Below are 17,141 nucleotides of genomic sequence, written 5' to 3' on the forward strand. Positions count from 1 at the left end.
GTCGCGCGCCGGCGTTGCGGCCCGCCGTAATGGATGATTCTCGTGGACCTCGACGCGCTTGCCAGCTGCCTCGTCAGCCCTGCCTGCCTGGTGACGCAGACCACCAGCGGCCTGATCATCGGCATGCTGCTGTTCCTCGTCGCCGTCGGGCTGACCTTGATCTTCGGCGTGCTGAAGGTGGTCAATTTCAGCCACGGCGCCTTCTATATGTTCGGCGCCTATTTCGCGATGACGGCCTACCAGCTCACCGGCAGCTTTGCGCTGGCGATGCTGAGCGGCGCGGTTGGCACCGCGATCCTTGGCCTGATCTTTGAGCGCGTATTCATGAGCCGCGTCTACGGCCGCGACGTACTGATGCAGCTTTTGGTCTGCTACGCCTTCGTGCTGATCTTCGATGACGTCGTGCGCATGGTCTGGGGGCCTGAATTCAAGTCGATGGGCATGCCCGCCGCGTTCCAGGTGCCGCCGCTGTTCATCGCCGGCGGCGTGGTGCCGCCATACTATCTGCTGCTGATCGGGGTGGCGCTGGCCGCGGCCGTGGTTCTCGGACTGGGGCTCGCGCGTTCCCGGATCGGCAAGGTAATCCGTGCGGCCGCGCATAATCCCGGGATGGTGTCGGCGCTTGGCATCAACACCGGGCTGATCTATGGCGGCGTGTTCGCGCTCGGCGGCATGCTCGCGGGACTGGCGGGAGCGCTCGCCGCGCCGGTGCGCTCGCTGACCCCTGGCATGGGCTTCTCGGTGCTGATCGAGTCCTTCATCGTCACCGTGATCGGCGGTATGGGCTCGATCCTGGGCGCGCTGATCGGCGCGCTGTTGATCGGCCTGATCCGCTCGTTCGGGTCGCTCGGCTTCCCGCTGTTCACCGAGGGACTGATGTATCTCTTCATGGTGATCGTGCTGGTGTCGCGTCCGACCGGCCTGTTCGGCAAGGAGGTCGCATGACCGAGTTGCAGGCAGGCCAAGGCGCGCAGCCGCTCGAAGTGCCTCGGATCGACGCCAGACCGCAGCGCTATCGCGATGTGCTGATCGCGCTCGCGGCCTTTGCCCTGCTCGCGCTGCTGCCGTTCATCTTCGGCAGCAAGCAGTTGCTCGATTTCGTGATCCGCTGCGCGGCCTACGGTCTGTTCGCGACGTCGCTCAACCTTCTGGTCGGCTACACCGGGCTGATCTCGTTCGGGCACGGCATGTTCTTCGGTCTTGGCGCCTATGGTTTTGGCTTGATGATGCAGAAGACCGGCGTCGCAATCCCGGTCGCCTTCGTTGCCACGCTGGCGATGACCTTCGTCGTCGCCGTCGTGATCGGCGCGATCTGCGTGCGGCTGAAGGAGATCTACTTCGCCTTCGTCACGCTGGCGTTCCAGATGCTGATCCATTCGACCATCCTGTCGTGGCAGTCACTGACCGGCGGCGACCAGGGCCTGCGCGGTGGCATTCCGCGGCCCCCGTTCCTCGGCATCGACCTGTCGAACCATCTGCATCTCTACATCACGAGCTGTGCGCTGCTGGTGATCGGCCTGTTCCTGATGCGCCAGATCGCGCAGTCGCCGTTCGGCTACACACTGCGCATGATCCGCGACAACGCCACGCGGGCGAGCTTCATCGGCATCGACGTCTGGCGCGCGAAGCTGACGATTTTCGTGCTGGCGGCGCTGTTCGCTGCGACCGGCGGCATGATCATGGCGCTGTTCGTCTCCGGCGCCTATCCGGAGTTCGCCTATTGGACGATTTCGGGTGAGGGCATCTTCATCAACATGCTCGGCGGCGTGACCACCTTCCTCGGGCCAATGGTCGGCACCATGCTGTTCCTGATCCTGAATGACACCGTCACCCGCCTGACCGAATACCACGGCATCGTGCTCGGCATCGTGATCCTGTTCTTCGCCATCGGTCTGCGAAAGGGGCTGATGGACTTCGCCGTCGAATGGTTCGCTCAGCGTCGCGGCGAGGGGCGCGGTTAGCCATGCTCAAAATTCGCGACCTCTCGAAATCCTTTGGCGGCGTCAAGGCGACCGACAACGTCTCGCTCGACTTTGCCGACGGCTCGCTCACCGCCGTGATCGGTCCCAACGGCGCCGGCAAGAGCACGTTCTTCAATTTGATCACGGGCGCATTGCGGCCGGATGCCGGCCAGATCCTCCTCAATGGCGTCGACATGGCGGGCAAAACGCCGCCGGAGATCGTGCGCCACGGCATCGGCCGGGCCTTCCAGGTCGCGAGCATCTTCCCGTCGCTGACGGTCGAGGAGACGATGCTGGCGGCGGTCTGTGCCGATCAGCGCCGCGCCGGCGTGATGCATCGCCGCTTTCCGTTGGCCGAGACGCGCGACCGCGCCGAGCACGCGATGGAGCTGCTGGGTCTTGCCAATAAGCGCAACAGGACCGCGGCGACGTTGTCGCATGGTGACCAGAAGCTGCTCGATATCGCACTCGCGCTGGTGCTCGAGCCCAAGGTGCTGCTGCTCGACGAGCCGACCGCCGGCATGGGGACCGAGGAACGCTGGCGGATGATCGACAAGGTGCGCGAGCTCTGGGAGAAGCAGAAGATTACGGTCGTGTTCATCGAGCACGACATGGACATCGTATTCAAGATCGCGCCTGAGATCGTCGTGCTGTGCTACGGCCGGATCCTGGCGACCGGGACGCCGGAGGCGATCCGCAGGAACGAGGCCGTGATCGAGGCCTATCTCGGCAGCGACGACCACGCGGGAGCGGTGGCATGAGCGCGCAGCCGGTGGTGCAGGTCGAGGACCTCGACGTCTACTACGGCACCAGCCAGATCCTGTTCGGCGTTGGCCTCTCGGTGCGCAAGGGCGAGACCATGGCACTGCTCGGCCGTAACGGTGCCGGCAAGTCGACCACCATGAAGGCGATCATGGGGCTCGCGCCGGCGCGCCGCGGCAAGGTGAGCTTGCGCGGTCAGGTGGTCTCCGGAATGCGGCCGCATCACATCGCCCGGGCCGGCCTCGGCTTCGTGCCGGAAGACCGCCAGATCTTTCCCGAGCATACGGTCGAGGACAACCTCGTCATCGGCCAGAAGAAGGGGCCCGATGGCGAGGACGAGTGGTCGATCCGCCGCGTCTATGACGTGTTCCCGCTGCTTGAGCCGTTGCGGCACCGCATCGCCGGCCGGCTGTCCGGCGGCGAGCAGCAGATGTTGGCGATCGCCCGTACGCTGATGGGCAATCCGGTGCTGTTGCTGCTCGACGAACCCAGCGAGGGGCTGGCTCCGATCATCGTGCAGCGCATTGGCGAGCTGCTGCGGCAGCTCCGCGGCACTGGTGCCACAGTATTGATCGCCGAGCAGAACATGCATTTTTGCCTTGGCCTTGCGAGCCACGCGACGGTTATCGACAAGGGACAGATCGTCTACACATCCTCCATCGAAGAGCTGAAGGCCAACGACAACATCCGGCAGCGCTATCTGGCGCTGTAGGGCATGATCCGGAAAAGTGTGAAGCGGTTTTCCGAGACGATCATGCCCAAAGGGATAAGGCTCTTCGAAAACTGTGGGAGGACAGATGGCTGGCAAGCTGACGCCGACGCACGAGGCGCCGTATCGCGGGATGAAGGTGCTGGATTTCGGGCAGGGCATCGCATCGCCCTATTGCGCGATGCTGCTCGGGGTCTATGGCGCCGACGTCATCAAGGTCGAGCCGCCCGAAGGCGACTGGTCGCGCTATCTCGGGACGACCTACGGCAGTCACACGACGCTTTCAGCGGTCTACAACCGCGGCAAGCGCAGCCTGTGCCTCGACATGAAGCACAAGGACGGCATCGCCATCGCGCAGCAACTGGCGCGCGAAGCCGACGTCCTCATCGAGGGGTTTCGCCCCGGTGTCGCGGAGCGGCTCGGCCTCGGCTATGAGAGCTTGTCACGCGACAATCCGGGCCTCGTCTATCTGTCGGTCAGCGGCTTCGGGCAGAGCGGGCCGTATTCGAAGCGACCCGGCTCGGACTCGGTCGCGCAAGCGTTTTCGGGGCTGGTGTCAGTCAATGTCGGCAGCGATGGCGTGCCGCACCGGGTCGGCACCACGATCTCCGACGTCGTGACCGGCGTGTACGCATTCCAGGCCATTGCCACGACGCTGTTCGCGCGTGCGACGGTCGGCACCGGCCGCTGGATCGACGTCAATCTCTGCCAGTCCACGTCGGCGCTGCTCGGCCACAAGGTCGCGGAGTTCATCCTCGAGGGCGGTACCCCGCGCGCTCTCAATGTGCCGGCCGGCACCTACCAGACGAAGGACGGCTGGATGATGGTGACGCTGGTGAACGAGCCGCAATACAAGCGGCTATGTGCTGCGATCGGCCGCGAGGATCTCTCCACCGATCCGCGCTTTGCCGATTTCGCCCGGCGCGCAGACGCGGCCGACATGCTGGTCCCGCAATTGCGCGAGGTGTTCCTGGCACAGCCGACGGATGCCTGGCTGACACGGCTGCATGCCGCCGATATCATCGCGGAGCGGATCCTCAATCCCGGCGAATGGCTGCGCAACGCCCATGTCGAGGCTGTCAGGGCGTCGGTCCGCCAGGATACGCCCGGCGTCGGCGCGGTCTACTCGCCGCGGACACCGGGAATCGCGAGCCTGTCCGAAGATCATCTTTGCCCCGCGCCCGACGTCGGGCAGGATAGCCGCGCGGTGCTGGCAGAGGCTGGCTTTGGTTCCGCCGAGATCGATGGCTTGCTGTTGTCGGGCGCAGTGCGGCAGGCCAAATCGATGACTGGAGGCAAGACATCATGAGCACGGATCTCGTTCGTTACTCGGTCAGCGATCAGATTGCGGAGATCGTGCTGGATCACGCGCCGGTCAACGCGCTCAGCATCCCCTTGATCGACGCGCTGCTGGCGGCGCTGGCGAAAGCGCGCGATGATGAGGCGGTTCGCGCCGTCATCATCAGCAGCGCCCACAAGGTGTTCTGCGCCGGCCTCGACCTCGACATCGTCAGGGGTAAGCCCGCGATCGAAACCAAGAAATTTCTCGAGCGGCTGTATTTCGCGCTGAACGATACGCAGTATCGCATGGGCAAGCCGACCATCGCGGCGATCGATGGTGCGGTCCGGGCCGGCGGCATGACGATCGCGATCTCCTGCGACATGATCGTCGCGGGCGACAGCTCGACCTTCGGCTATCCCGAGATCGATGTCGGCCTGATCCCGGCGATCCACTTCGTGCAGCTGCCGCGGCTGGTCGGGAAGCACCAGGCATTCGGCCCGCTGTTCCTGGGCGAGCCGTTCGACGCGGCAACCGCCTTCCGCATGGGCCTGCTCAGCGAGGTGGTGCCGAAGGGCACCGCGCTCGACCGGGCCCGCGAGATCGCGCGCAAGCTTGCGTCGAAATCGCCGATCGTGATGAAGATCGGCCGCGACGCCTTCATGCGCGCGGTCGATGCCGATTACCGCCGCTCGGTCGAGAACACGGCGGAAAGCTTTGTGGTGGTCGCATCGACGGAGGACTGCCAGGAAGGGCTGAATGCGTTCGTCGAGAAGCGGACGCCCAACTACAAGGGACGGTAAATGGCCGGATTGTATTTCGAGGAGTTCGAGGTCGGGCAGGAGTTCCATCACGCGTTCAGCCGGACCGTGACGGAGATGGACAACACCATGTTCAGCCTCCTGACCATGAATCCGCAGCCGCTGCACCTCGATGCGCATTTCGCCGAGAAAACGGAGTTCGGCCAGCGGCTGTTCAACAGCCTCTATACGCTCGGCATCATGATCGGCATGAGCGTGTACGACACGACGTTAGGCACCACGGTCGGTAATCTCGGCATGACCGACGTCAAGTTTCCCAAGCCGGTTTTCCACGGCGACACGCTGAAGGCGCACACCAGGATCATCGGCAAACGCGCCAGCAAGTCGCGGCCGACCCAGGGCATCGTCGAATTCGAGCACACCATGACCAATCAGCGCGGCGAGGTGGTGGCGAGCTGCCGCCGCACCGGCCTGATGCACTGCAAGCCAAAGGCCTGAGCGATGCGATCGTTCCTGTTCGTTCCCGGCGACAGCACCCGGAAGTATGAGAGCGCGAAGAAGACCGCGGCCGATGCCCTGATCCTCGATCTCGAGGATTCGATCGCGCCGGAGCAGAAGGTGGTTGCGCGCGGCATTACCCGCCAGATGCTCGATGGGCGCAATCCGGAGCAGAAGCTCTATATCCGCGTCAATGCGCTCGATACCGATTTGACGCTCGGCGACCTCGCCGCCGTGATGCCCGGCAGGCCCGATGGTATCGTGCTGCCAAAATGCGCTGGTGCTGCCGACGTCAACAAGCTCGCGCTCTATCTCGACGCATTCGAGGCGGCCTCGGGCATCGCGCAGGGGACGACGCGGATCGTCACGGTGGCGACCGAGACGGCGCGGGCGGTCCTGAAAATCCTCGACTTCGAGAATATGAGCCCGCGGCTGTGGGGCATGATGTGGGGCGCCGAGGATCTTGCCGCCTCGCTCGGCGCAACCCGCAATCGCACCGACGGCCGCTATCACTCGCCGTTCATCCTGGCTCGCGATCTCTGCCTGATCGGCGCGGCCGCCGCCGGCGTGGTTGCGATCGACACCATCGCCACCGACATCAACGATCTCGATGCGCTGAGGGCGGAGGCAATCGCCGCGCGGCAGGACGGCTTCCTGGCCAAGGCCGTGATCCATCCCAAACATGTCGATGTCGTCAACGCGGCGTTCATGCCGACAGACGAGGAGATCGCATGGTCTGAGCGGGTGATCGCTGCGTTCGCTGACAACCCGTCAGGGGTCGCCAAGATGGACGGCAAGATGCTGGACAAGCCGCATCTGCGCGCCGCCGAGAAGATCCTGGCGTCGCGCAGGACATAGTCGGGAGCCTGGTTCGATCGACGCGCGCTCCGAATCCGGTCAGACCGCGGGAAACTCCAGCTCGAAGGCGACGCAATCGTTTGAGGGCAGGAGACGGATCGAGCCCCCATGGGTCACCATGACGGCCCGCGCGATGGCGAGCCCCATGCCGGTGCCACCGCCCTCGCGGCGGGTGGTGAAGAAAGTGTCGAAGATCCTGTCGCTGTTGGCGTCCGAGATCGGATCGCCGTCGTTGCTCACCGTCATCCTGATGGTGGAGGTGTCCCCGCTCGCTTCGATCCGGACGGACGTCGCATTGTGACGGAACGCGTTGTCGGCCAGATGCGCCAGCACGATCAGCGCTTTCTCGCCGGACATCCCGATCGGGCGCTCGACGCGGCCGCTGGCCACGATTGTCCGGCCGGTAAAGCGACCCTTCAGGCTCTCGATGACGCTGGAAAGCGATGTTTGTTCGTTCTGCGGCGCGCTTTCCGCCCGGGCCAGCTCGCGCAGCCGCTGGCTCATCACATCGAGCCGCTCGACGTCGCCAAGGATGTTTGAGATGAAGCTCTGTTGTTCGGCCCGGGTCAGGGTATCCGATTTGCTCTGGAGTGAATCCTGCAGCAGTTCGGCCGCGCCCCTGATTGATGTCAGCGGCGATTTCAGTTCGTGCGTCAGGTGCGCCGAGAAGGTTGCGATGTAATCGGAGCGGTGCGACAGCTGCTGGGCCATGTCGAGGAAACTGTCGGAGAGCAGGGCAAGCTCCCGGGTGCCGTAGTGCTGCAGGGGCTGAAACGCGTTGCGGTCGCCGCGGCCGATCCGTACCGCGCGATCGACGAGCTCGCGCATCGGGCGAGTGACCGTGCGCGAGAACATCAGCCCGATCGCAATCGTCGCCAGCAGCACGGCCAATGTGGCAAGCAGGAACTTGCCGCGTTCCTGATAAAGATGATCAAAGATGTTGCTCGGCGTACGCGACGTGTAGATCACGCCGGCGACGCGGTCGTTGACGATCACGGGCATCGCGGAGAAGACATGGACACCGACGCCGCGGCTGATCGAATAGATCGGCGGCGGAGGCTTGTCCGGCACGCGGATACGCAGCGCGGCGCTGTACTGGCCGCCCAGCGCGGCCGCGACCTCCTCGATATGGGCAAGCGATTGTCCGACCTCCTGGCGTCCGGCGATCACCACGCCTTGCGGATCGAGGATTCGGAAACCCGCCAGCGTGACCTTCTGGGTCTCCAGGATGATGGGCATCAGCCGGGCACCGATCTCGACATAGGCCGGATCGGCGGGCTTGGCTGCCGGCAGCGCATCGGGCCGTCGCCGCAACAGATCGTTGCCGGCGAGGTCGAGCGCGGGGCGGATCGGGGTCACCTGGTCGCCGGGATCTGGCAGCGCCTCCGGCGGCACCACGGCGCCGAGCGGAATGCCCTTGTCGAGCCGTGCCTGCACGTCCCGGGCATAGATCGCGGCCAGCACGCGGCTCTGCGCAATCAGTTCGGCCTGGGTCTGATGAATCAGCTGGTTGTCGTAGAGGCGGAAGAAGAACAGCCCCATCAACGGCAGGACCGCGACCAGAGCGAGCACGGTGAAGATCACGAAGCTGAGTGACGGTCGCCACTTCTGGTCGGCGCGAAACGAGGTCATGGCTGCGGCTCGCAGCGTCCGAGCTTGAAGCCGACGCCGTGTACGGTTTCGATGACATTGTCGCACTTCGCCGTGGCCAGCTTGGCCCTGATGTTGCGGATATGGCTGTCGATCGTGCGATCGGAGACCTGGATGTTGAGCTGGTATGCCGCGCTCATGATCTGCTCGCGGTTGAACACCGCGACCGGCCGCGTCAAGAAGGCGCGCAGGATCCCGAACTCGATCGCGGTGAGATGGAGCATCGTGCCGGCGAAGGTCGCAACGTGCTGCTCGGGATCGATCGACAGCTGCCCGCGCGAGAGTACGGCTGCCTCCGGCATCGCGCCGCCCGCGCGCGGCGTCAGCCGGCGCAGGATGACATTGATCCGCGCGACGAGTTCGCGCGGACTGAACGGTTTGGTCACATAGTCGTCGCCGCCGATTTCGAGGCCGAGCACGCGATCGATCTCCTCGTCACGCGCGGAGAGGAACAGGATCGGCACGTCGGACGTCTTGCGGATCTCGCGGCAGACGTCGAGGCCGTCGTACTCCGGCATGCCGATGTCGAGCACGATCAAGTCCGGCCGGTCACTGGCAAACCGGGCCAACGCATCCTTGCCGTCGCGTGCTTCGGTGATGCTCATGCCGGCCTTCCTGAGGGCGACGCGGATGACCTCGCGGATATGGGGGTCGTCGTCGACAACGAGAATACGGTGGGTCAACGGGATCTCCGAATGCGGCGTCCTGGCCGCGCCTTGCTCGCGCTTGATTGCAATTGTTCTACAGGGCAAGCGCGGCGGGAGACAAGAACGGATCGGCATCATGACAGTCCAGAATGGGTGCGGGTTCATCCAGCGCGGGACAACCGGCCCGCGGCCTGGCGAATATGAGCCTGGCATGTGCAGCGGGTGAGAGCGCGACCAGCAGGAGTTCAGGATTTTTATGCAGATCGCGTGCAGGCGCGACGGATCGGCTCGCACCGGCGGGTCTCGTCTGATACGGACGAACCCGATTGGTCTCTCCAAGTCACGCGTGGTCCCATGCAAATCGGCAAATGCATCGGCATTCTCCTGCTCTGGATCGTCGGGCTCATTCTCGTCGTCGCGGGTTTCAACAACAACGATCCGTATCTCGTCCCATTGCGTGGGATGGGCAATCTTCTCCTCGCGGCCGCAAGTGCCGTCGTCGTGCTCATGCTGCTTCGTCGCGCCGCCTGGCGCAGGCGGGGATGGGCGGGGAGGCATCTGGTGATCCTGTGGTGCGTGCCGCCGCTCGCGATGCTGGCGGCGCACGGCGTGTTCGAAGTGCGAAAGCACCGCGTTCTCCGGACTGAGCCGGTTCTTGCCCGTTTGCTTGGACAGCATTTCGTCGTGGGCTACCGATCGTTCGACGAGGTCGCGCCATTGGCGGCGAGGGGATTGATTGCGGGGATTTATGTCACCGGGCGTAATGTCGCCGGCAGGACGGTGGACGCCTTGAAAGCGGAAATCGCCGAGCTGCAGGCCAAGCGGCGCGCCGCCGGGCTGCCGCCGCTGGTGGTGGCCACGGATCAGGAGGGCGGCATCGTTTCGCACCTTGCGCCGCCGCTGACGCGGCTGCCCGCGCTTGCCTCATTAACCGATCTCGCGCCGGATCAGCAAATGGCCAAAGCCGAGGAGTTCGGGCGCATCCATGGACGCGAGCTGGCGTCGCTTGGCGTCAACCTCAACCTCGCTCCGGTGCTCGACCTTCGGCCGGCGGCGAAGCACAACCGGCTCGATTTCAATACGCTGATCGATCAGCGCGCGATCTCCGATGACCCGGCCAAGGTGAGCGCAATCGCAGGTGCCTACATTCATGGCCTCGAGTCTGCGGGCGTCAGCGCCACCGTGAAGCACTTTCCGGGATTGGGGCGCGTGCGCGCCGATACGCATCATTTTACTGCCAATCTCGATACGCCGGTCGCCGACCTGGAGGCGACCGACTGGCGTCCGTTTCGCGACGTGCTGTCGACGACCGGCGCGTGGCTGATGGTCGGGCATGTCGCGGTGAGTGCGCTCGATCCCGCGCGGCCCGCGTCGCATTCCAAGGCCGTCGTCGATGGGTTGATCCGGGAAACCTGGAACTACCAGGGTATCGTCATGACGGATGATCTGGTGATGGGCGCGATTTATCAGCACGATGTCTGCACCGCCGTCGTTGAGGCGTTGAACGCGGGCGTCGATCTCTTGCTGGTTGCCTATGACGGGCTGCAATTCTACCGGCTGTTCGCCTGTGCGATCGATGCAGCTGCGCAAGGCACGCTCGACGCAGCAATGCTGCACAAAAGTGAGACGCGGCTCAGGCGGGCGCTGCTGGTCGATTAGGCCACGGCCTCAGGAATGAGCCCCGACGGCCGATTTGCTGTCCTGCCGCTTCGACCACGAAACGTAATAGGCGACGGCGGTCATCGCCGCAATGCCGGCGATGCTGACCGCAACCTGCCTTGCCAGCGAGTACGGGCCCGTGATGAGGATCAAGTGTGCGGCAAAGGAGAGGAACACGCCTGCGCAGAACACGGCCAGCCATTCCTCGCCGCATTTGATGATCGGCTGCAGGGCATAGGATCGCAGATATCCCCAGTCGCGCGGCACCAGCCAGGTGAACAGGAATGTCAGGGTCAGGAAATGCAGGATGCGGTGCGGCGCGACCTCTTCCCGGTCGTTCTGCAGAAGCAGGTCGCTCAATCCGCCCGGCATCATTTGGGCGAGGGCTGGAATTTCGCTACTGGAGACGATCGCCAGCGCGAACAGCAGATACAGCAACGCCGCGCCACGCAGGGTGGGGATCGCCTGCATCGCGCGGATCGCGGGTGCGTAGCGCGTGCCGACCAGCGCGAGCCAGCCGCCCATCACGAACAGCAATTGCCAGCAGAATGGATTAAGGTACCAATCTCCGTACGGATATGAAGTCAGGTTCCAGTCGAGCACGCGGGCGGTAGCGTAAAGCGTCACGGAGGCGAGAAGCGTTGTGTTCGGCACGTATAACAGCCCGAATATGACGAACGGCTGGAAGGCCATCAGGGTGATGGTGAGTTGCAACACGTCGAGATTGAGCGGCTTGGCCTGCAGGAACAGGCCGTAGATCAGCGTTCGGATCGGGTGATCGATGAAGCCGGTGATGTTGAATTCGCTGATGATCTCGGGTGCCGCGGTCCGGGCGGCAACATAGCTGATCAACTCGACATAGATTACGAACAGAACGATATAGGCGGCATAGAGCTGCCATACGCGCTTGAAGATGCGGGTTGCCGCCACCACGAATCCACGTTCCAGCGCCATCCTGGCAAAGATGAGCGTCACCGCGTAACCGCCGACAAACACAAAAAGGTCGGTCGCGCCGCTAAAGCCGAAGTTGCGCATGGTGAGCGCGTTGACGACGTTGTGCGGAATATGGTCCAGGAACAAAAACCAGTTCGCGATGCCAAGCAGCAACGCGATCCTGAGATCGCCGTCGGCTTTCGCGATCTCGGCATTTGCTGTCGAAGTCATCTGAAGCTGAAATCTGCCGGCCCGGGAAAACGAATCGCGAATCTAAAGGGAACCCACGCCTGGTCCGAATAGACTCTGCGTGAACCCTATCTAGTTCGTTTCGGGTTCCGGCCAAGTGGCCGGTTCAAGAAAGATCACGTTTTCGCAACCGACATGTGAGCGAGGTCAGACCGGCTCATGTTTGCGCAGGTCGCGGACGTGATCCTGCGTATTGGCCTGCAGGTCGGCGCCGGTCGGAAGGATCTCGGGCAGGGCGGCCTCGGCAAGGATGTCGTCGGTGACATCCTCGACCGAGCGCTCGGCAATCTCGTGGATGAAGCTGATGTTGGTGTACTCTCCCGAGGCGACCCGCGAGACCACCTCGCGCCGTGTCAATTCGGGGTCGACGATCGCCTCGCGGCCACGGCGGCCATAGTCGATCATCACGACAAAATACTGCATTGCCTGATCGTTCGATGCCTGGACTGTCGCTGGCTAGTATTTCCGATAATCGGAAGTTTGTCAAGCGAATTGGCCGATGGCCGGACGACGGGCACCCGTGCGCTGACCGATTCGGTGCGAAGCTGCCGAATCGGTCAGGCCGGTCCCTCAAGCCGTACTGCTATTTTTCGGACGACCGTCCGCCCTGCGACTTGCCGGATTTGCGGCCCTTCGCCGCCGTCTTGCCGCGCAGCCTTTCGATCTGGCCGCGGGGCAGGGTGACGCAGATTTCGCCAATCCACTCGAGCTTTACGCCGTTGATCGGCTTGGCATTAAAGCTCTTGAGATTGACGGTGCCGGAAGAACTGCCGCGTTCGATCGTCTTCAGATAACGCTCACCGCTCTTCAGACGGACCGCAGCTTCCTCTCCGTAGAAGCTCGACAGCGGATAGCGCTGCTCGCGATAGACCACGATGACGTCGCCGTTCTCGTATTTCGGTAGCATCGAATCGCCCGAAACCTCGAAAGCGACAGTCTCTTCCGTCATCGGGAACGGAAGTTCGATTTCGCCGAGACCCTCCGGCGGGACCTGCTCGGCTTCCGGCTGGATCGAGGCGCCGGCGCCGACCCGGCCCACGATCGGTACCGAGTTCAGCTCCAGGTATTCCATGATCGGGGCGATCTCCGAAGCCTTGATCAATCGTATTCCCGACAGGATTTCGGACACAGCTCCGGCCCGAACCCCCATTGCGCGGGCCAGCCCGCCCTTGCTCTTCCCGGTCTTTTCCAGTGCTCGTTCGATCAGCGCCGCATCCAGCATGTGCCATCCTTTCCCAAACCCGCACCCACTATAAGCGTTACGATTATCAGAAACAAGTCTTGACTTTTTCTTCGGAATATCGGAAGGTATGCGAGGCGCCGGCGAACTGACAAAAATGGGAATTTGGAATGGAAACGATGAACTGGCTGCCGGAGCATTCCGCAGCCTTGCAGGACCTGCGCGCCCGCGGATTGTCCTATTCGGCAATCGCCGACATGATCAACGCAACCTTCAACACGGCCTATACACGTGATGCGACGCTCAGCCGGGCCCAGCGCATGGGGTTGGCCGGTCTCGACCGCCTCGAGCCTTCCTTGCCGGGGCACTTCGACCCGCCCAAGCCGTCCCGGCCGGAGCTTCCGTGGATCGGGCGACTGCGCGAGGGGCGGCCCGAGTCGAAGCTCGATCTGGTTCGTTTGCCTAAAGTCTTCACCGAAACGGTGGAGATGCCTCCGCTTCGGTGCGCCGCGGTCGCGCCGCGGCACCTTTCGATGCTCGACCTCAAGCGCGGCGATTGCCGCTATCCCTATGGTGGGCATGCGGACGGCGAGACGGTCACATTCTGCGGGCACCCATGCCGGTCCGGCTCGAGCTACTGCACTCCGCATTTTCACTTGAGCCGCGATCCAGATGCCTCGGCGAGGCCAGTCCTGAACGACGCCTGGCTGCAGGCCGTCGGGGCCATCTGAGACGATTCATCTCCCGGTCGAAGGACGTCGATCCGCATCCGCAACCGCGCGGAAGGCTCCGCGCGCCCATCAACAAACATTTTGGAGGTTACCGATGCCGCGCGCAAAACGCCGGAAGCCGTACGATCCCGCCGCAACACATGATCGGCGCTCCCAGGATCTGCCTGTTAACGCCGAGGTGGCGACTGTCGAGGTCGACGATCCCCTCGCACTCGAGCCGGGCGAGAAGATCGTCGCGTTTCGCTCGATCCGCAACGATCCGCTCGGCCGGCTGCACGCCCACCGACAGATCGACGACACGCAGTATCGGAGCGGCCGGGTCTTTCAGAGTGATTGGGAAAAGGCCGAGCGCGGCCCTCGCGCGGTGGATACGACGCGCGAATTCGTCGATGGCAGTCAGCAACGTGAGCCGATCACGGAGGGGCAGCGCCAGGCGGCCTTGCGCCTGAACCGCGCTGTGCACGAGCTTGGCGCCGACGGTTCGGCGCTGGTGCACGACGTCCTGATCCTCGGCATGACCATGGAGCAGGTCGGGCAGCGGCGCGGACTGCGCACGCAGCGCTGGCAAGACTATTTTGCGCGACGTTTCAAGGAATGCCTGGATCGGCTGGCGCTGATGTACGGGATCGTCACCGCCAGCCGGGGTCCCGCGAAGGACCGGCAATGCTGATCTAACGTGATGTGCTCACGTGCCGGTTGCCGCGCAGGCATCCGGCGCGGCAGCAATTCATCACATGCGGCGCCGTGCATTGCCTCACATTGAGCCCGACCCTGGTCTGCGATCGGCGACGTGTTCGGCCATGCTGTGTCGAAGGTGGTCGACAGCGGCGCGGACTCTCATGTAACTTCCCGCGCGCCGGCGACCTGTCTGCATTCGAGCGCAGTGTGATTGCCTCTTGTGCGAGGAATGGTCCGGTACGTCTACCAGGGAGTTCGCAGCGGCTACGCCCGTCCATATCTTGTCCCGCATCGCAAACATCACGAGTAACGTGGGTCGATGCCGGCGCGGACCCCGATCAAATTTCACCCAGGGAGAACCGACCGATGAATCACACTGGAAACTGCTTTTGCGGCGCCGTTGAACTCAAGGTCACGGGGGAGCCCGAGGCGATGGGCTACTGCCACTGCCGTTCGTGCCGTTCCTGGTCCGGCGGTCCGGTGAATGCGTTCAGCCTCTGGAAACCCGAGGCGGTCGAGGTCACCAAGGGGACCGATCATATCGGGACCTTCGAGAAGACCGCGATGAGCCAGCGCAAATATTGCACCAAGTGCGGCGGCCACCTGATGACCAACCACCCGACGCTTGGGCTTGTTGACGTGTTCACGGCAACAATCCCGACACTGAAATTCAACCCTGGCGTTCACGTCAACTATTCCGAAGCGGTGCTGCGGATACGTGATGGCCTGCCGAAGCTGAAGGATTTTCCGGCCGAGTTCGGTGGCTCGGGCGATATGATCGCCGAATAGCGCGACCGCTCTCCGTTCCGAAAGCGGGTAGCGACCGAGCGCGTCGCCGCCCGCCGATCCATGGTCTTCCGCTGGATCGCTATCCGGCGGCTTTCCCTGACATTCAAATCGTCCGATTGTGCCGGCGCTGCCGGCACGGTCGGACCCTTGCGGCTGATGACAGCCATGTCAGGCGAAGGTCCCGCCCTGCAAAATCCGGGTTTGGTCTTGATGATGGGCTTCCGCTAAAAGGCGAGCAGCACCGGTCTTGCCAAGGGCTGCGGTATTTCGCCTGACAAAATAACAGAGGAAGCGTCGGATCATGACCACACCAGAATTGCCAGAGCGCGCGCCGCGCGGGGAGGGAGTTCCGACGGCGCTCGATGGCCTGCTGGTTGTCGACTTCACCCGCGTCGTTGCCGGTCCCGCCTGCACGCAGACTCTGGCCGACTTCGGGGCCGAGGTCATCAAGATCGAGAATCCGGACGGTGGTGATGATACGCGCGCCTACGAGCATGCCGAAATCGGCGGCGAGAGCGCGGCTTATCTCAGCCTCAATCGCAACAAGCGCGGCATTGCGCTCGACTTCAACAATCCGGCAGCGCTTGAAGTCGCGCGTGCCTTGATTGCCAAGGCCGACGTCGTGGTAGAGAACTTCTCCGGCGGCGTGATGAAGAAATTCGGCCTCGACTATGCGTCGGTGGCGCCGACCAATCCGCGGCTGATTTATTGCTCGATCTCGGCCTACGGCCGCAAGGGTGATTTTGCGTTACGACCGGGTTTCGACCCGATCACGCAGGCCGAAAGCGGCTTCATGTCGCTCAACGGCTTTCCGGATGGCGAGCCGGTACGCACCGGTCCACCGATCGTGGACATGGCAACGGGCATGTCGGCGTGCAACGCCATCCTGCTGGCGCTGATTGCGCGCGACCGGCTCGGTCGCGGCCAGCAGGTCGAGGTCGCGTTGATCGACACCGCGGTGTCAATGACCGGATTCTACGGCATGGCCTACCTCATCAACGGCAACAACCCTGGCCGCTTCGGCAACTCTCCGAACGGTTCGCCGACCGTCGGCGTCTACCGGGCGTCCGATGGCCCGCTCTATATGGCCTGCGCCAATGACAGGCTCTATCGCCGGCTTGTCACCGATGTGCTCGAACGCCCCGATCTCGTCACCGATCCGGAGTTTGCGCACCGCAAGGCGCGAACCGCCAACAAGGAGAAGCTGCGCACCATCATTGCCAGCGTGTTCGCGAGCGACACGCTCGAGCACTGGATGGCTAAGATGAAGAAGGCCAATATTCCGGTTGGCTATCTGCGGACGGTGGAGGAGGGGTTCAACGCACCTGAAGTGCGCGATCGGCATCGCCTGAGCAAGATCGCGCATCCGACCGCCGGCTCGGTTCCGAACATCGAGACGCCGGTCAACATGAGCCTGACACCGACGGTCGATCCGGTTGCGGCTCCGCTGCTTGGTCAGCATACGCGGGATGTCTTGCGCAAGACGCTCGGCTACGACAACCAGCGCCTCGCCGCGTTGGCCGAGGCAGGCGCGTTCGGCAAGGCCGGCAATACCGGCTAGCGTGGCCAGCCTGTCGCAAAGATCAAAATAGTCTCAATACAAACTAACCGCAGGCGAGAGGAAAACCTCTCGCCTCGCTGAACGTCGTTCAGACGGCGCAGGCCGCCAGCAAGGGTCGGCAGCTTTGGAGCCGGGCCGGCCCGTTTCGGAAGCTCAGTTCGGCTTGCTGCGCAAGTTGCTCCTTGTCATACTTTCAGCCTCCTCGGGCTCCGCCCGATCAATTTCGAGACGCGCCA

General features: G+C 63.6%; 18 protein-coding genes. 13 read left to right on the plus strand and 5 right to left on the minus strand.

Annotation, left to right across the window (positions count from 1 at the left end; translation table 11 throughout):
• Positions 1–42 precede the first annotated feature (42 nt).
• The 8 genes from BRSPCE3_RS18615 to BRSPCE3_RS18650 all read left to right on the plus strand — a co-directional run bounded on the left by BRSPCE3_RS18615 (position 43) and on the right by BRSPCE3_RS18650 (position 6,828).
• Positions 43–945, plus strand: coding sequence for a branched-chain amino acid ABC transporter permease (locus BRSPCE3_RS18615; protein ID WP_309296317.1), 903 nt, complete (start codon positions 43–45; stop codon positions 943–945).
• A complete protein-coding gene (locus BRSPCE3_RS18620; protein ID WP_244067474.1) occupies positions 942–1,961 on the plus strand; it encodes a branched-chain amino acid ABC transporter permease in 1,020 nt (339 codons plus the stop codon). The genes BRSPCE3_RS18615 and BRSPCE3_RS18620 overlap by 4 nt, the downstream gene beginning before the upstream one ends.
• 2 nt (positions 1,962–1,963) lie before the next feature.
• On the plus strand, positions 1,964–2,722 hold the full coding sequence (locus BRSPCE3_RS18625) for an ABC transporter ATP-binding protein (protein ID WP_244067475.1): 759 nt from the start codon (positions 1,964–1,966) through the stop codon (positions 2,720–2,722).
• Entirely contained in the window at positions 2,719–3,435 is a 717-nt protein-coding gene (locus BRSPCE3_RS18630; protein ID WP_244067476.1) for an ABC transporter ATP-binding protein, read from the plus strand. The genes BRSPCE3_RS18625 and BRSPCE3_RS18630 overlap by 4 nt, the downstream gene beginning before the upstream one ends.
• A gap of 85 nt (positions 3,436–3,520) precedes the next feature.
• Positions 3,521–4,741 (plus strand): CaiB/BaiF CoA-transferase family protein, encoded by a 1,221-nt coding sequence (locus BRSPCE3_RS18635; RefSeq protein WP_244067478.1) that lies wholly within the window; start codon positions 3,521–3,523, stop codon positions 4,739–4,741.
• Positions 4,738–5,514: an enoyl-CoA hydratase/isomerase family protein gene (locus tag BRSPCE3_RS18640; protein ID WP_244067480.1), complete on the plus strand. Its 777-nt coding sequence runs from the start codon at positions 4,738–4,740 to the stop codon at positions 5,512–5,514. Before BRSPCE3_RS18635 ends, BRSPCE3_RS18640 begins: the two co-directional genes overlap by 4 nt.
• Positions 5,515–5,970, plus strand: coding sequence for a MaoC family dehydratase (locus BRSPCE3_RS18645; protein WP_244067481.1), 456 nt, complete (start codon positions 5,515–5,517; stop codon positions 5,968–5,970).
• A 3-nt stretch (positions 5,971–5,973) separates the two neighbouring features.
• Positions 5,974–6,828: a CoA ester lyase gene (locus BRSPCE3_RS18650; protein ID WP_244067482.1), complete on the plus strand. Its 855-nt coding sequence runs from the start codon at positions 5,974–5,976 to the stop codon at positions 6,826–6,828.
• A gap of 39 nt (positions 6,829–6,867) precedes the next feature.
• On the opposite strand, the gene BRSPCE3_RS18655 is transcribed toward BRSPCE3_RS18650, so the two are convergent.
• Entirely contained in the window at positions 6,868–8,460 is a 1,593-nt protein-coding gene (locus BRSPCE3_RS18655) for an ATP-binding protein (RefSeq protein ID WP_244067484.1), read from the minus strand.
• The gene (locus BRSPCE3_RS18660; protein WP_244067485.1) at positions 8,457–9,161 is read right to left on the minus strand and encodes a response regulator transcription factor; all 705 of its coding nucleotides are present in this window, start codon (positions 9,159–9,161) and stop codon (positions 8,457–8,459) included. Before BRSPCE3_RS18660 ends, BRSPCE3_RS18655 begins: the two co-directional genes overlap by 4 nt.
• A gap of 318 nt (positions 9,162–9,479) precedes the next feature.
• On the opposite strand from BRSPCE3_RS18660, the gene BRSPCE3_RS18665 reads away from it, so the two are divergent.
• Positions 9,480–10,784 (plus strand): glycoside hydrolase family 3 N-terminal domain-containing protein, encoded by a 1,305-nt coding sequence (locus BRSPCE3_RS18665; RefSeq protein WP_244067486.1) that lies wholly within the window; start codon positions 9,480–9,482, stop codon positions 10,782–10,784.
• A 9-nt stretch (positions 10,785–10,793) separates the two neighbouring features.
• On the opposite strand, the gene BRSPCE3_RS18670 is transcribed toward BRSPCE3_RS18665, so the two are convergent.
• The 3 genes from BRSPCE3_RS18670 to BRSPCE3_RS18680 form a co-directional block, all read right to left on the minus strand.
• Positions 10,794–11,948, minus strand: coding sequence for an OpgC domain-containing protein (locus tag BRSPCE3_RS18670; protein ID WP_244067487.1), 1,155 nt, complete (start codon positions 11,946–11,948; stop codon positions 10,794–10,796).
• 165 nt (positions 11,949–12,113) lie between these two features.
• The gene (locus tag BRSPCE3_RS18675) at positions 12,114–12,389 is read right to left on the minus strand and encodes a hypothetical protein (protein ID WP_244067488.1); all 276 of its coding nucleotides are present in this window, start codon (positions 12,387–12,389) and stop codon (positions 12,114–12,116) included.
• Positions 12,390–12,549: 160 nt separating this feature from the next.
• Positions 12,550–13,188, minus strand: a complete 639-nt coding sequence (locus BRSPCE3_RS18680) for an XRE family transcriptional regulator (protein WP_244067491.1) — start codon at positions 13,186–13,188, stop codon at positions 12,550–12,552.
• A 128-nt stretch (positions 13,189–13,316) separates the two neighbouring features.
• On the opposite strand from BRSPCE3_RS18680, the gene BRSPCE3_RS18685 reads away from it, so the two are divergent.
• The 4 genes from BRSPCE3_RS18685 to BRSPCE3_RS18700 all read left to right on the plus strand — a co-directional run bounded on the left by BRSPCE3_RS18685 (position 13,317) and on the right by BRSPCE3_RS18700 (position 16,905).
• On the plus strand, positions 13,317–13,877 hold the full coding sequence (locus BRSPCE3_RS18685) for a GcrA family cell cycle regulator (protein WP_244067493.1): 561 nt from the start codon (positions 13,317–13,319) through the stop codon (positions 13,875–13,877).
• Positions 13,878–13,971: 94 nt separating this feature from the next.
• Positions 13,972–14,547, plus strand: coding sequence for a DUF6456 domain-containing protein (locus tag BRSPCE3_RS18690; protein ID WP_244067494.1), 576 nt, complete (start codon positions 13,972–13,974; stop codon positions 14,545–14,547).
• Between the two features lie 374 nt (positions 14,548–14,921).
• Positions 14,922–15,344: a GFA family protein gene (locus BRSPCE3_RS18695; protein WP_244067496.1), complete on the plus strand. Its 423-nt coding sequence runs from the start codon at positions 14,922–14,924 to the stop codon at positions 15,342–15,344.
• Positions 15,345–15,642: 298 nt separating this feature from the next.
• The gene (locus BRSPCE3_RS18700; RefSeq protein ID WP_244067935.1) at positions 15,643–16,905 is read left to right on the plus strand and encodes a CaiB/BaiF CoA-transferase family protein; all 1,263 of its coding nucleotides are present in this window, start codon (positions 15,643–15,645) and stop codon (positions 16,903–16,905) included.
• Positions 16,906–17,141: the final 236 nt, after the last annotated feature.

The sequence above is a fragment of the Bradyrhizobium sp. Ce-3 genome (assembly GCF_022835695.1).
Lineage (GTDB): Bacteria > Pseudomonadota > Alphaproteobacteria > Rhizobiales > Xanthobacteraceae > Bradyrhizobium.

Bases quoted from the DNA above. Each gene is read 5' to 3' on its own strand.
- BRSPCE3_RS18620 (WP_244067474.1), top strand. From the start codon at position 942: ATGACCGAGTTGCAGGCAGGCCAAGGCGCGCAGCCGCTCGAAGTGCCT.
- BRSPCE3_RS18625 (WP_244067475.1), top strand. From the start codon at position 1,964: ATGCTCAAAATTCGCGACCTCTCGAAATCCTTTGGCGGCGTCAAGGCG.
- BRSPCE3_RS18630 (WP_244067476.1), top strand. From the start codon at position 2,719: ATGAGCGCGCAGCCGGTGGTGCAGGTCGAGGACCTCGACGTCTACTAC.
- BRSPCE3_RS18635 (WP_244067478.1), top strand. From the start codon at position 3,521: ATGGCTGGCAAGCTGACGCCGACGCACGAGGCGCCGTATCGCGGGATG.
- BRSPCE3_RS18640 (WP_244067480.1), top strand. From the start codon at position 4,738: ATGAGCACGGATCTCGTTCGTTACTCGGTCAGCGATCAGATTGCGGAG.
- BRSPCE3_RS18645 (WP_244067481.1), top strand. From the start codon at position 5,515: ATGGCCGGATTGTATTTCGAGGAGTTCGAGGTCGGGCAGGAGTTCCAT.
- BRSPCE3_RS18650 (WP_244067482.1), top strand. From the start codon at position 5,974: ATGCGATCGTTCCTGTTCGTTCCCGGCGACAGCACCCGGAAGTATGAG.
- BRSPCE3_RS18655 (WP_244067484.1), bottom strand. From the start codon at position 8,460: ATGACCTCGTTTCGCGCCGACCAGAAGTGGCGACCGTCACTCAGCTTC.
- BRSPCE3_RS18665 (WP_244067486.1), top strand. From the start codon at position 9,480: ATGCAAATCGGCAAATGCATCGGCATTCTCCTGCTCTGGATCGTCGGG.
- BRSPCE3_RS18670 (WP_244067487.1), bottom strand. From the start codon at position 11,948: ATGACTTCGACAGCAAATGCCGAGATCGCGAAAGCCGACGGCGATCTC.
- BRSPCE3_RS18675 (WP_244067488.1), bottom strand. From the start codon at position 12,389: ATGCAGTATTTTGTCGTGATGATCGACTATGGCCGCCGTGGCCGCGAG.
- BRSPCE3_RS18680 (WP_244067491.1), bottom strand. From the start codon at position 13,188: ATGCTGGATGCGGCGCTGATCGAACGAGCACTGGAAAAGACCGGGAAG.
- BRSPCE3_RS18685 (WP_244067493.1), top strand. From the start codon at position 13,317: ATGGAAACGATGAACTGGCTGCCGGAGCATTCCGCAGCCTTGCAGGAC.
- BRSPCE3_RS18690 (WP_244067494.1), top strand. From the start codon at position 13,972: ATGCCGCGCGCAAAACGCCGGAAGCCGTACGATCCCGCCGCAACACAT.
- BRSPCE3_RS18695 (WP_244067496.1), top strand. From the start codon at position 14,922: ATGAATCACACTGGAAACTGCTTTTGCGGCGCCGTTGAACTCAAGGTC.